Source organism: Haloimpatiens myeolchijeotgali, assembly GCF_042688525.2.
Classification (GTDB): Bacteria; Bacillota; Clostridia; order Clostridiales; family Clostridiaceae; genus Haloimpatiens.
The window spans coordinates 367,242-381,489 of the sequence record NZ_JBHWAB010000001.1 but is presented as its reverse complement, the minus strand read 5'-3'; the positions used below and the strand labels follow the sequence as shown (position 1 = coordinate 381,489).

The following is a 14,248-nucleotide window of genomic DNA, read 5'->3' as shown; positions in this document are numbered from 1 at the left end:
TAAGATCATCGGTACTCAGCTCTTGAGCTGCAAAGCGCTTTGTCGTTCCGCACAAATACAAAATAATATATATATATATATATATAAATGCTGAAGACATTGCACTTACAATCTTCTAAGCATTATTTTTTCTTAGGTTTCTTTGCACCATACTTTGATCTTGATTGCATTCTGTCAGCAACTCCAGCTGCATCCAAAGTACCTCTTACGATGTGATATCTTACACCGGGAAGGTCCTTAACTCTACCACCTCTTATAAGAACAACACTATGCTCTTGTAAGTTATGGCCGATACCTGGTATGTATGCTGTAACTTCATATCCATTTGTAAGTCTAACTCTGGCAATTTTTCTTAGCGCTGAGTTTGGCTTTTTAGGAGTTGTTGTTTTTACTACAGTACACACACCTCTTTTTTGTGGACATTCTTTAAGTGCTGGTGAAGTAGACTTAGTTTGTATTGTTTTTCTACCTTTTCTTACTAATTGGTTAATAGTTGGCATTTTTACACCTCCTTTTAATTTTTAACTATATATATAAATTTGTTAATAAGCTTTTTTTATTGTTTTTTCAATTCAGCAGCGACCGAAGCCCCTACATCAATTCCACAAAGTTTTCCTAACTCGTTCATAGTATCTATGTATACCAGTTCAAGGGACTTTTGCTTGGCTAGTTGTATTAAAGGCTCGATTACTTTTTGTTCTACATCTTTTGCTACGTATACCTCTTCAACTATATCATTTTTAACAGCCTTAATTGTCTGCTTAATACCAACAACTTTTCTACCTTCAAGCCTATAACCCATATATCTAACCTCCCTTAACATGTATTGTTACAAAGATAAAAATCATTCTTTATCTTTGTAACAAACTACACAAGGTGTATTTTATCATTTTAATATCATTGTGTCAATAAAATAGCTCTAAGCTTCTAAATTATTTTCTTCATTTTCTTCCACTTTTTTATTTTTTGTATTTATCTTTATTCCTCTGTATTTGTTCAGTCCTGTACCTGCTGGAATCAACTTTCCTATTATAACATTTTCTTTTAATCCTATTAATGGATCTACTTTACCTTTTATTGCAGCATCAGTAAGTACTCTTGTTGTTTCTTGGAAAGATGCAGCAGATAAAAATGAATCTGTTGCTAATGCTGCCTTCGTTATTCCGAGCAATGCAACTTTTCCTTGAGCAGGTCTTTCACTTTTCTCTATTGCTTTTTCATTATGATCTTGAAAATCAAATATATCTATCATAGTTCCTGGTAATAATTCTGTATCACCTGAATCTTCTATTTTTACTTTTCTTGTCATTTGTCTAATTACTACTTCTAAGTGCTTATCATCTATATCAACACCTTGAAGTCTATAAACTTTTTGCACTTCTGAAAGAAGATAATTTTTAACTGCATTTACACCTTTAATTCTTAAAATATCATGTGGATTTATTGAACCCTCTGTTATCTCGTCTCCAGCTTGTATATAATCACCATTATTTACTTTTACTCTGGAACCAAAAGGTATATCATAACTTGATTCTTCTCCTGAATCTGCTTTTACATATACAACTCTCTTTTTCTTGGTTTCTTCTACTCTTACTACTCCGCCAATTTCACTTATAATCGCAAGTCCTTTTGGTTTCCTAGATTCAAATAACTCTTCAACCCTTGGAAGACCCTGTGTTATATCTGCTCCAGCAACTCCACCAGTATGGAAGGTTCTCATAGTAAGCTGTGTTCCTGGTTCTCCTATTGATTGTGCTGCCATAATACCTACAGCCTCTCCAATATTTATCTTATGTCCTGTTGCCATGTTCATTCCATAACACTTAGCACATACGCCAACTTTTGATTTACATGTAAATACAGATCTAATTTTAATTCTCTTAATTCCTGTTTTTTCAACTCGATCTGCTGTATTAGCATCTATATATGCATTTTTCTTAACTATTACTTCTCCACTTTCAGGATCTATAATATCTTGTGCTGTATATCTACCTGTAAGTCTTTCTGATAGAGATTCAATTACTTCATTACCCTCTTTAATTTCAGATACTTCAAATCCTTCATCTGTTCCACAGTCTTCTGTTCTTACTATAACGTCTTGGCTTACATCTACAAGTCTTCTTGTTAAATAACCAGAGTCTGCAGTTTTTAACGCAGTATCTGCATTACCTTTTCTAGCACCATGTGTTGATATAAAATATTCAAGTACATCAAGACCTTCTCTGAAGGATGATCTTATAGGCAACTCAATAATCTTACCTGATGGATTAGCCATTAATCCTCTCATTCCTGCAAGCTGCTTAATCTGGCTCTTAGAACCTCTGGCACCTGAATCAGCCATCATAAATATAGGATTAAATTTATCAAAGTTATCCATAAGAGCATTTGCAACATCCTCTGTTGTCTTAGTCCATTTTTCTATTACTCTTTCATATCTTTCTTCTTCAGATATAAATCCTCTTCTATACATTTTTTCAATTTTGTCTACTGCCTTATCTGTTTCTTCAAGTAAAATATGTTTAGCTTCTGGTACTGTCATATCTGAAGTTGAAATTGTAATAGCACCTATTGTTGAATAGTGATATCCTGTTGCTTTAATTTTATCCAACATAATTGATGTCTCTGTAGGACCGTACTTTACATAACATTTATCTATTATTTTACCTAAGTTTTTCTTACTTACTAGAAAATCTACTTCTAACTTAAACATATTTTCATCTTTACTTCTATCTACAAAACCTAAATCTTGTGGTATACATTCATTAAATATTAATTTACCAGGTGTTGTCTTTATAATACCAAGAACTTTTTCTCCATCTATTTCTTTTTTAATTCTAACTCTAATTTTTGCATGCATATCAATCTGTCCTAATTGATATGCCATATATACCTCTTCTGGTGATGAAAATTCTCTTCCTTCACCTCTTGCTCCATCTTTATCAAGTGTCAAATAATATGAACCTAATACCATATCTTGTGTAGGAACACATACTGGTTTACCATCAGATGGTTTCATTATATTATGTGCTGCTAACATTAAGAATCTTGCTTCTGATTGAGCCTCAACAGATAATGGTACGTGAATAGCCATTTGGTCACCATCAAAGTCAGCATTGTATGCTGTACAAACAAGTGGATGAAGTTTTATAGCTTTTCCTTCAACAAGAACAGGTTGAAATGCTTGAATACCTAATCTATGTAATGTCGGAGCACGATTTAGTAATACTGGATGGTCTGATATTACGTCTTCAAGTACATCCCATACCTCAGGCATTATTCTTTCTACCATTCTCTTAGCACTTTTTATATTATGAGCAATTCCTCTTTCAACCAATTTCTTCATAACAAAAGGTTTGAATAACTCCAATGCCATTTCCTTTGGAAGACCACACTGATACATCTTTAATTCTGGACCAACAACTATAACTGAACGTCCTGAGTAATCAACACGTTTTCCAAGTAAGTTTTGTCTAAACCTTCCTTGTTTACCTTTCAACATATCAGATAATGATTTTAAAGGTCTATTTCCTGGTCCTGTAACTGGTCTACCTCTTCTACCATTATCAATAAGTGCATCTACAGCTTCTTGAAGCATTCTTTTTTCATTTCTTACAATTATATCTGGTGCACCTAAATCTAAAAGTTTTTTTAATCTATTATTTCTATTAATAACTCTTCTATATAAGTCATTTAGATCTGAAGTTGCAAATCTTCCTCCATCTAATTGAACCATAGGTCTTAAATCAGGTGGTATTATAGGAATAACATCTATAATCATCCATTCTGGTTTATTTCCTGATTTTCTGAATGACTCAACAACTTCTAATCTTCTTATGATTCTTACTCTTTTCTGTCCCGTACTACTTTCAAGGTTATTCTTTAATTCTTTAGATAACTGTTCTAAATCAATTTCTCTTAATAAAATTTTTACTGCTTCCGCTCCCATACCAGCTACAAAACTATCTTCACCATATTTATCAATAGATTCTCTATACTCTTTCTCTGTTAAAAGTTGTTTTTTCAATAATGGTGTTTCTTTAGGATCTAGCACAACATATGAAGCAAAATACAATACTTTTTCTAAAGATCTAGGAGATATATCTAATATAAGTCCCATACGAGATGGTATTCCTTTAAAATACCAAATATGTGATACTGGAGCAGCTAATTCTATGTGCCCCATTCTCTCACGTCTAACTTTAGCTTTTGTAACTTCTACTCCACATCTGTCACAAACTATACCTTTGTATCTTACTCTCTTATACTTTCCACAATGACATTCCCAATCTTTTATTGGTCCAAAAATTCTTTCACAAAACAAACCATCTTTTTCTGGCTTTAATGTTCTATAATTTATTGTTTCTGGTTTTTTTACTTCTCCTCTTGACCATGCTCTAATTTGTTCTGGTGATGCCAATCCTATTTGTATAGCATCAAAATTATTCAATTCAAACAAGGGTACATCCTCCCTTCAAATTAGTGTTCGTCATTAAAATCATTAAGTTCTAATTCATTTTCCAAATCTTCTAATGATAATTCATATTCTTCATCTTCATCTTCATCTTCATCTTCGTTTTTATCATATTTTCCTTCAAGATCTTTATTTTTATCTTCATCTTCTGCATTTTCTGTTTTACTTATACCTACTGCTGGAACTGAATCTTCTGTTCCCTCTATATTCACTTCCAAATCTTCTTCAGATTTTTCTTCAACTGATTCTTTTATTTTAATTTCTTGTTGTTCATCATTTAAAACTCTAACGTCTAAACATAAAGCTTGAAGTTCCTTTATAAGAACTTTAAATGATTCTGGTACTCCTGGTTCTGGTATATTTTCCCCTTTAACAATAGCCTCATATGTTTTAACTCTACCAACTACATCATCTGATTTAACAGTCAATATTTCTTGTAGGGTATATGCCGCACCATATGCTTCAAGCGCCCATACTTCCATTTCTCCAAATCTTTGACCACCAAATTGAGCCTTACCTCCAAGTGGTTGTTGTGTTACTAAAGAATATGGACCTGTTGATCTTGCATGTATTTTATCATCAACTAAGTGATGAAGTTTTAATATATACATGTATCCTACTGTTACTCTACTTTCAAAAGGTTCTCCCGTTCTGCCATCATATAAAGCAGTCTTACCATCTTCAGCATAACCTGCTTTCTTCAAACAATTTACAATTGCTGGCTCTGTTGCTCCATCAAATACTGGTGTTGCTACATGCCAACCTAATTTACTTGCTGCCCAACCAAGGTGTACCTCTAGTACCTGCCCAATATTCATACGAGAAGGAACTCCTAATGGGTTTAAGCATATTTGCAATGGTCTTCCATCAGGTAAGAATGGCATATCTTCTTCAGGTAATATTCTGGATATAACCCCTTTGTTACCATGTCTTCCTGCCATTTTATCTCCAACAGATATTTTTCTTTTTTGAGCTATATAACATCTAACTAATTCATTTACTCCTGGTGGAAGTTCATCTCCATTTTCTCTTGTAAATACTTTAACATCAACAATTATGCCTGTTTCACCATGTGGCACTCTAAGTGAAGTATCTCTAACTTCCCTTGCTTTTTCTCCAAATATAGCTCTTAATAATCTTTCTTCAGCTGTAAGTTCTGTTTCTCCCTTAGGTGTAACTTTACCAACAAGTATATCACCTGATCTTACCTCTGCTCCTATTCTTATTATTCCTCTTTCATCTATATCTTTAAGTGCATCTTCTCCTACATTTGGTATATCTCTTGTTATTTCTTCTGGTCCAAGTTTTGTATCTCTTGCTTCAGCTTCATATTCTTCTATATGGATTGACGTAAACACATCATCACGAACAAGTTGTTCTGAAACCAACATAGCATCTTCGTAATTATAACCTTCCCAAGTTATAAATCCCATACGTATATTCTTACCTAATGCTATTTCACCAAGGTCAGTTGATGGTCCATCCGCAAGTACACTTCCTGCCTCAACCTTTTCACCATTATTAACTATAGGTCTTTGATTTATACATGTTCCTTGGTTTGACCTTTTGAATTTAAGGAGCTTATATTTATCAATTACACCATCACTGTCTCTCTTAACTCTAACTTCATCTGCTGACACATATACTACTGTTCCTGCATGTTTAGATTTAGGTAGAACTCCTGAATCAACCGCTGCTTTAAATTCTATTCCAGTACCAACTATTGGAGCTTGAGGTTTCAATAATGGCACTGCCTGACGCTGCATATTTGATCCCATAAGCGCACGGCTGGCATCATCATTTTCAAGAAACGGAATCATTGCTGTTGCAACAGAAACTATTTGTCTTGGAGAAACATCTATAAGATCAACCTCAGTTTTAGGTACTATTAAAACTTCTTCTTTATACCTTACTGTAACCTTATCATCTATAAAATTTCCTTGCTCATCCATTGGTTCTTCCGCTTGAGCAACTAAATATCCATCTTCCTCATCGGCTGTAAAATATGTTATTTCATTTGTAACTCTTCCATTTTCTTTATCCACTATTCTATAAGGTGTTTCAATAAATCCATATTCATTTACTTTTGCATATGATGCAAGTGAGTTTATAAGCCCTATATTTGGTCCTTCTGGAGTCTCTATAGGACACATTCTACCATAATGAGAATAGTGAACATCTCTAACCTCAAATCCTGCTCTTTCTCTTGAAAGTCCACCTGGTCCTAACGCTGATAATCTTCTCTTATGCGTTAATTCTGAAAGAGGATTAGTTTGATCCATAAATTGTGAAAGTTGTGAACTTCCAAAAAATTCTTTTATAGCAGCTGCTACTGGTCTTATATTAATTAAAGCTTGAGGAGTTATTACTTCTTGATCTTGAATAGTCATTCTCTCTTTAACTACTCTTTCCATTCTAGATAAACCAATTCTAAATTGATTTTGTAATAATTCACCTACAGATCTTAGTCTTCTGTTTCCTAAATGATCTATATCGTCTATATCGCCAATTCCATGTAATAATCCCAATTGATAACTAATAGTTGCAAGTATATCATCTTTAGTAATATGTTTTGGTATCAGCTTATGTATACTTTTCTTAATTTCTTCTTTGATTGTTTCTGTATCAGTATAATTATCTAAAATTTGTTTTAAAGTTGGATAATGTACTAATTCTTTAATATTCAAACCAGTAACATCAAAATCAACATTTTCTTTAATATCTACAAAGTTATTTCCTATAACCTTAATAATTTTATCTTCAACTTTAATATTTACAACATTAATGCCTACATTTTGAATTTTTTTCGCAATATCCCTATCGATTTTGCTACCACTTTCAACTATTATTTCCCCTGTATTAGGATCTACTATATCATCTGCTGTTATTTGATTTGCTATTCTAAGATTTAATGCAAGTTTTTTGTTAAATTTATATCTTCCTACTTTTGATAAATCATATCTTTTTGCATCAAAAAATAACGAATCTATAAGAGACATAGCACTATCTACAGTCGGTGGTTCACCTGGTCTTAATCTCTTATATATTTCTAATAGTGCTTCCTCACTATTCTTAGTATTATCTTTTTCTATAGTCGCTCTTAATCTTTCGTCTTCACCAAAAAAATTCGTTATTTCTAAATCTGAACCACATCCCATAGCTCTTGCAAGAATTGTTATAGGCAATTTTCTAGTTTTATCAATTCTTACATAAATTATATCATTGGAATCTGTTTCATATTCAAGCCATGCTCCCCTATTTGGTATTACAGTTGATGAATATAGTTTTTTACCTGTTTTATCAACTGTGTAATTATAGTAAACACCTGGAGATCTAACTAATTGGCTTACAATAACTCTTTCGGCTCCATTAATTACAAAAGTACCCTGTTCAGTCATAATTGGGAAGTCACCCATAAATACTTCCTGTTCCTTTACTTCACCAGTTTCCTTATTAAGTAATCTAACCTTAACTTTTAACGGTGCAGCATATGTGGTATCTCTCTCTTTACATTCTTCTACACAATACTTAATATTATCCATATCAAGTTTGTAACCTACAAATTCGAGAATAAGATTACCTGTATAATCTTGAATAGGGTTTATATCGTCAAACACTTCTTGAAGTCCTTCTCGTAAAAACCACTCATAAGAATCTAATTGAATTTCAATTAGATTAGGCATAGTGGTTACTTCTTTAACCTTAGAAAAGCTCATTCTTGTTCTTTTACCAACTTGGATAGGATGTACCATTAAATTTCACCCCTTGTATATACTAAAATAACCAATAACACTTTTTTGTGTTAATGGATTAAAACGCCACTATTAAACTATTTTAACCATTTTTAACCTAAATATACCTCTATATCTAGGTTTCTAATAAATATCAATGCATTTAGATATGTTATCACAAATAGCTTATGATGTCAATATTTGATTTTGTATGTATACAACAAAATACTTAATTAATTATGTATTAAAAAAAGGCACTTCAAACGAAAGTGCCTTTTCCAATAAGCTTACACTACTTTAATTCAACTGTAGCTCCAACTTCTTCTAACTTAGCTTTCATTTCTTCAGCTTGTTCTTTAGCTACTGCTTCTTTTAATGTCTTAGGAGCTCCATCAACTATTGCTTTAGCATCTTTTAATCCAAGACCTGTTAATTCTCTAACAGCTTTTATAACTTTGATTTTTTGTGAACCAGCACCTGATAAAACTACATCAAATTCTGATTTTTCTTCAGCTGCTCCAGCTGCTCCAGCTGCTCCAGCTACTGCTACAGGAGCTGATGCGCTTACTCCAAATTCTTCTTCACATGCTTTTACTAATTCGTTTAATTCTAAAACTGACATATCTTTTATAGCTTGAATCATTTCTTCTCTTGTCATTTAAATGCACCTCCAAATTTTCTAATTATTTTTTTATGCTTCTTCTGATTCTTTCTTTTCTTTTATAGCATTTAATAAATAAACAAGGTTTGATAATGGAGCCTTGAAGCTTCCAAGAAGTTTTGCAAGTAACACTTCTCTTGGTGGTATAGATGCAAGTTCTTTAATTTTAGCTTCATCATATAATTCACCTTGAATAAGTCCTGCTTTTAATTCTAACTTCTTATGGTCTTTTGCAAAATCATTAAGTATTCTTGCTGGTGCAGTTGGATCTTCATATCCAAATGCTATTGAAATAGGTCCTTGAAGATATTTAACTATGTCTTCTTTGCCTAATTCATTAGCTGCTATAGTTACTAATGTATTTTTATATACTTTATATTCAACACCAGCATCTCTCATTTTCTTTCTTAATTCAGTATCTTCTTCAACTGTTAATCCTTGATATTTAGCAAGAACCATTGCTTCAGCTTTTTCAATTTTTTCTCTTATTTCTTGAACTTTAGCTTCTTTTAAATTTCTATTCTCGCTCACAAAGTCCACCTCCTTACAGGAATAAAACTTTTTTTAAAAAAATATGATCTCTCCGAAGACTCGAAGAGACCATATATACTCACGTTCATATATTGGAATCCTCGGTAGGTTGATATACGTTACGCTCTAATGCACCTACTGTCTACGGAATTATTACTCATTAAATTTTACGACTTAATTAGTCTATCATATATATTTTTCTGTGTCAATACTAATCTAAAACTTTTGTTGGATTAACTTTTATTCCAGGTCCCATTGTACTTGAAATTGATACTGATTTAATGTATTGACCTTTAACTGCTGCTGGTTTAGCTTTTACTACAGCTTCCATTAATGTATGAAAGTTTTCAACTAATTTGCCTTCACCAAATGATGCTTTTCCAAGTGGAACGTGAATTATAGATGTTTTATCAACTCTATATTCAACTTTACCAGCTTTTATTTCATTTACAGCTTTAGTAACATCAAATGTTACTGTTCCTGATTTTGGATTTGGCATTAATCCTTTTGGTCCTAGTATTCTACCTAGTCTACCAACTACTCCCATCATATCTGGAGTTGCAACAACTACATCAAATCCAAACCAATTTTCTTTTTGAATTTTTTCAGCAAATTCTTCTGCTCCTACAAAATCTGCTCCTGCTGCTTCAGCTTCTTTAGCTTTATCACCTTTAGCAAAAACTAAAACTTTTACTTTTTTACCTGTTCCATGTGGAAGCACTATTGCTCCTCTAACTTGTTGATCAGCATGTCTTGGGTCTACACCAAGTCTTACAGCTAATTCAATAGTTTCATCGAATTTTGCTTTTGAAGTTTTTACAGCTAAATCTAAAGCTTCTTGTGGTGTATATAGTGCATTTCTATCTACAAGTTTAGTGCTTTCTTGATACTTCTTACCTTGTTTTGCCATCTATATTCCTCCCTTGTGGTACTAACGGTTTGGCCTCCCACTATAATTTAATATAGGTATTTTTACAAATTATTCTTCAATTGTTATTCCCATGCTTCTAGCTGTACCTTCAATCATGCTCATAGCAGTTTCAATTGATCCTGCATTTAAGTCTGGCATTTTTGTTTCAGCTATTTCTTTAACTTGTGCTTTAGTGACTTTAGCAACCTTAGTTTTATTTGGTTCTCCAGAACCACTCTCTATTCCAGCTGCCTTTTTTAATAATACTGCTGCTGGTGGAGTTTTTGTTATAAAACTGAAAGATCTGTCTTGATATACTGTAATTACAACTGGAATTATCATTCCTGCTTGGTTAGAAGTTTTAGCATTAAACTCTTTACAAAATGCCATAATGTTAACACCGTGTTGACCAAGTGCTGGTCCAACTGGTGGTGCTGGGCTTGCTTTACCTGCAGGAAGTTGAAGTTTTATTAATCCTACTACTTTTTTAGCCATGAATTTACACCTCCTATAGTGTGGTAATACGGATTTACATCCTCCCACTTATCAGAACTTCATCTATAAGTGTTAGTCTAATTTTTTTATTTGATTAAATTCAAGTTCAACAGGAGTTTCCCTGCCAAACATATTAACTAATGCTTTTACTATTCCTTTTTCTAAATTAATTTCTTGAATTAGAGCTACAAAGTTTTCCAATGGACCTGATATAACCCTAACATTTTCACCTACTTCTAAGTCAACATCTGCTGGTTTTTCTTTAATTCCCATAGATTTAACTTCTTCTTCAGTAAGTGGTACTGGCTTTGAACCTGGTCCCACAAATCCTGTGACCCCTCTAGTGTTTCTTACCACATACCAAGAATCATCATTCATTATCATTTTTATTAATACATATCCAGGGAATATTTTTTTAAAAGTAATTTTCTTTTTACCATCTTTTTCTTCGACTTGCTGTTCCATAGGAACTTGTATGTCATAAATTAAGTCTACTAAATTTCTATTCTCTATTGTCTTTTCTAAATTAACTTTAACTTTATTTTCATATCCTGAATATGTATGTACAACATACCACTTTGCTTCTCCCGGCATAATTCAAGGGTTCGGTATAACCTAAACCCTACCTCCTTTTTTTTTACTTTTTAATAAATATTATTTCAAAGAGTTCTTTAAACCCTTTATCTAGTAATCCTACGATCACTACAAAAATAATACAAAATGTCAAAACGGCTATAGTTGACTTTTTAATGTCTTCTTTTGGGGGCCAAGTCATTCTTTTAAACTCTGCCTTTAATCCTTTAAAGAAACCTACTATACCGTTACCTTTAGTAGCCTTTTTAGAAGAATTATTAGTATTAGCTACTTTTAACTCCCCATTACTAGCCATATTTTTCACATCCTTATTCTCCATAACTTCAGACTATTTTGTTTCTTTATGAACTGTATGTTTATGACAGAATTTGCAATATTTTTTCATTTCAATTCTATCTGGATTATTTTTTTTGTTTTTCATTGTATTATAATTTCTTTGTTTACATTCTGTACACGCTAAAGTTACTTTTACTCTCATTATTTACACCTCCCGGTTTACGCATATATAAAAAAGCGTAAAACGCTTCCTATTACCGTGTTACTTTGTTAATTTATCATAAGTTACCGCATATGTCAACACATTACTCTTATTAAAATCATTGTATTTTTGTTAAGTTTACAATATATTACCTTGATTTTAAATATTAGACTACATGTAATTTGTTTTTTCAAGGGACTAATTTATAACAATTTAGTCCCATTTTTATGCAGCCAATTAATTATTCAACTATACTAGTAACAACTCCAGAACCTACAGTTCTTCCACCTTCTCTGATAGCGAATCTTAATCCTTCTTCCATTGCTACTGGAGTGATTAATTCAACATTCATGTCTATGTGGTCTCCTGGCATTACCATTTCTGTTCCTTCTGGTAATTGGATTGATCCTGTAACGTCTGTTGTTCTGAAATAAAATTGTGGTCTATATCCATTAAAGAATGGTGTATGTCTTCCACCTTCTTCTTTTTTAAGTACATATACTTGACCTACGAATTTCTTATGTGGATGTACTGTTCCTGGTTTTGCTAATACTTGACCTCTTTCTATTTCTGTTCTTTGAACACCTCTTAATAATGCTCCGATATTATCTCCTGCCATTGCTTCGTCTAATATCTTTCTAAACATTTCTACTCCTGTTATTACTGTCTTTTTCTTTTCGTCTGTCATTCCTACGATTTCTACTTCGTCTCCTGTATGAAGAACTCCTCTTTCTACTCTTCCTGTTGCTACTGTTCCTCTTCCTGTTATTGTGAAGATATCTTCAATTGGCATTAAGAAATCTTTATCTGTTGCTCTTTCTGGTGTTGGTATATATTCGTCTACTGCTGCCATTAATTCATGTATGCAGTCTCTTTCTCCTTTTTCTATTGCCATTAATGCTGATCCTGTTATTACTGGACATTCGTCTCCGTTAAATCCATATTCACTTAGTAATTCTCTTACTTCCATTTCTACTAATTCTAATAATTCTGGATCATCTACTTGGTCTGATTTGTTTAAGAATACTACTATATGTTGTACTCCAACTCTTGATGCTAGTAATATATGTTCTCTTGTTTGTGGCATTGGACCATCTGCTGCTGATACAACTAAGATTGCTCCATCCATTTGTGCTGCTCCTGTTATCATGTTCTTTACGTAGTCTGCGTGTCCTGGACAGTCAACGTGTGCATAGTGTCTATTGTCTGTTTCATACTCTACGTGTGCTGTATTGATTGTTATTCCTCTTTCTTTTTCTTCTGGTGCTTTATCAATATCTGCATAGTTTTGTGCTTCTGCTTTTCCTTCTTCTGCTAATGTCATTGTGATTGCTGCTGTTAATGTTGTTTTACCATGGTCTACGTGACCTATTGTTCCTATATTTACGTGTGGCTTGCTTCTTTCAAATTTTGCTTTTGACATTTTTATTCCTCCTTACTCTTAAATAAACTTACCCTGGTGTGTTGTATAGATACCATAACCTGGAGCCCATGACCGGGATTGAACCGGTGACCTCCACCTTACCAAGGTGACGCTCTTCCTACTGAGCTACATGGGCAGCTATTCCCAAACGTGGAAACTAGTTTTAAACACACGAACATAACTTTTAAATCTACTATTCTGCCATTGAACTACTCCCGCAGTTTACAGTATTCATATATTATTTATACCAATTATTAATTTTACTATTCTAAAAATTCTTTGTCAACATTTAATTTTTCCTTTTATTCAAACACTTTTCTAATTTTCTCTTTACCCTTTGAAGTGCATTATCAATTGATTTAGCATGTCTATCTAAATCACAAGCTATTTCTTGATAAGATTTTCCATCTAAATAAGACATTAAAACTTCCATTTCTAAATTTGATAGTATTTCCCCTATTTCATTTTCTATATGATTTACTTCCTCTCTACTTATAACCAATTCCTCTGGATCTGTAACTTTTATACCTGACAAAACATCTAATAGTGTTCTATCAGACTCTTCGTCATAGATAGGTTTATTTAAAGAAATATATGTATTAAGAGGTATATGTTTTTGACGAGTAGCTGTCTTTATAGCTGTAATTATCTGCCTTGTAACACAAAGCTCTGCAAAAGCCTTAAAAGAAGATAATTTATCTGTTTTAAAATCTCTAATTGCCTTATAAAGTCCAATCATTCCTTCTTGATAAATATCTTCTTTATCTGCACCTATAAGAAAGTATGACTTTGCTTTGGCTTTTACAAAATTTTTATATTTATTTATCAAATATTCTTGAGCCTTGACATTTCCTTTTTTAGCCTCAATCACAATTTCCTCATCTAATTTATCTTCAAACAAAAAATCCATTCCCTCAGCATCCACCTTTTTCTTCAATAAAATCCCCTCCAAGC

General features: G+C 32.7%; 13 protein-coding genes, 1 tRNA gene and 1 other annotated feature. All 14 genes read right to left on the bottom strand.

Going from position 1 to position 14,248, the window contains the following annotated elements:
* Positions 1-122: 122 nt before the first annotated feature.
* Positions 123-500, bottom strand: coding sequence for a 30S ribosomal protein S12 (rpsL, locus tag ACFIJ5_RS01930; protein ID WP_379803143.1), 378 nt, complete (start codon positions 498-500; stop codon positions 123-125).
* A gap of 56 nt (positions 501-556) precedes the next feature.
* A complete protein-coding gene (locus ACFIJ5_RS01925) occupies positions 557-802 on the bottom strand; it encodes a ribosomal L7Ae/L30e/S12e/Gadd45 family protein (protein WP_379803141.1) in 246 nt (81 codons plus the stop codon).
* Positions 803-919: 117 nt separating this feature from the next.
* On the bottom strand, positions 920-4,456 hold the full coding sequence (gene rpoC / locus ACFIJ5_RS01920) for a DNA-directed RNA polymerase subunit beta' (protein ID WP_379803138.1): 3,537 nt from the start codon (positions 4,454-4,456) through the stop codon (positions 920-922).
* A gap of 20 nt (positions 4,457-4,476) precedes the next feature.
* On the bottom strand, positions 4,477-8,223 hold the full coding sequence (rpoB, locus tag ACFIJ5_RS01915; RefSeq protein WP_379803135.1) for a DNA-directed RNA polymerase subunit beta: 3,747 nt from the start codon (positions 8,221-8,223) through the stop codon (positions 4,477-4,479).
* A 271-nt stretch (positions 8,224-8,494) separates the two neighbouring features.
* Positions 8,495-8,860 carry a 50S ribosomal protein L7/L12 gene (gene rplL, locus ACFIJ5_RS01910; protein ID WP_379803132.1) on the bottom strand — a complete coding sequence of 122 codons (366 nt, stop codon included), beginning with the start codon at positions 8,858-8,860 and terminating at the stop codon, positions 8,495-8,497.
* A 33-nt stretch (positions 8,861-8,893) separates the two neighbouring features.
* Positions 8,894-9,394 carry a 50S ribosomal protein L10 gene (rplJ, locus tag ACFIJ5_RS01905; RefSeq protein ID WP_379803130.1) on the bottom strand — a complete coding sequence of 167 codons (501 nt, stop codon included), beginning with the start codon at positions 9,392-9,394 and terminating at the stop codon, positions 8,894-8,896.
* A gap of 29 nt (positions 9,395-9,423) precedes the next feature.
* Positions 9,424-9,560 (bottom strand) — a sequence feature (ribosomal protein L10 leader region).
* 45 nt (positions 9,561-9,605) lie between these two features.
* Positions 9,606-10,304, bottom strand: coding sequence for a 50S ribosomal protein L1 (rplA, locus tag ACFIJ5_RS01900; RefSeq protein WP_379803128.1), 699 nt, complete (start codon positions 10,302-10,304; stop codon positions 9,606-9,608).
* Between the two features lie 69 nt (positions 10,305-10,373).
* Positions 10,374-10,799, bottom strand: a complete 426-nt coding sequence (gene rplK, locus ACFIJ5_RS01895; protein ID WP_379803125.1) for a 50S ribosomal protein L11 — start codon at positions 10,797-10,799, stop codon at positions 10,374-10,376.
* A gap of 72 nt (positions 10,800-10,871) precedes the next feature.
* Positions 10,872-11,393 carry a transcription termination/antitermination protein NusG gene (gene nusG / locus ACFIJ5_RS01890; RefSeq protein ID WP_379803122.1) on the bottom strand — a complete coding sequence of 174 codons (522 nt, stop codon included), beginning with the start codon at positions 11,391-11,393 and terminating at the stop codon, positions 10,872-10,874.
* A 43-nt stretch (positions 11,394-11,436) separates the two neighbouring features.
* A complete protein-coding gene (secE, locus tag ACFIJ5_RS01885) occupies positions 11,437-11,688 on the bottom strand; it encodes a preprotein translocase subunit SecE (protein ID WP_379809502.1) in 252 nt (83 codons plus the stop codon).
* A 33-nt stretch (positions 11,689-11,721) separates the two neighbouring features.
* Positions 11,722-11,871: a 50S ribosomal protein L33 gene (gene rpmG, locus ACFIJ5_RS01880; RefSeq protein ID WP_379803120.1), complete on the bottom strand. Its 150-nt coding sequence runs from the start codon at positions 11,869-11,871 to the stop codon at positions 11,722-11,724.
* 241 nt (positions 11,872-12,112) lie between these two features.
* Positions 12,113-13,294, bottom strand: coding sequence for an elongation factor Tu (gene tuf / locus ACFIJ5_RS01875; protein WP_379803117.1), 1,182 nt, complete (start codon positions 13,292-13,294; stop codon positions 12,113-12,115).
* Between the two features lie 60 nt (positions 13,295-13,354).
* Positions 13,355-13,430, bottom strand: a tRNA-Thr gene (locus ACFIJ5_RS01870).
* 153 nt (positions 13,431-13,583) lie between these two features.
* Positions 13,584-14,204, bottom strand: a complete 621-nt coding sequence (gene sigH, locus ACFIJ5_RS01865) for an RNA polymerase sporulation sigma factor SigH (RefSeq protein WP_379809500.1) — start codon at positions 14,202-14,204, stop codon at positions 13,584-13,586.
* Positions 14,205-14,248 lie beyond the last annotated feature (44 nt).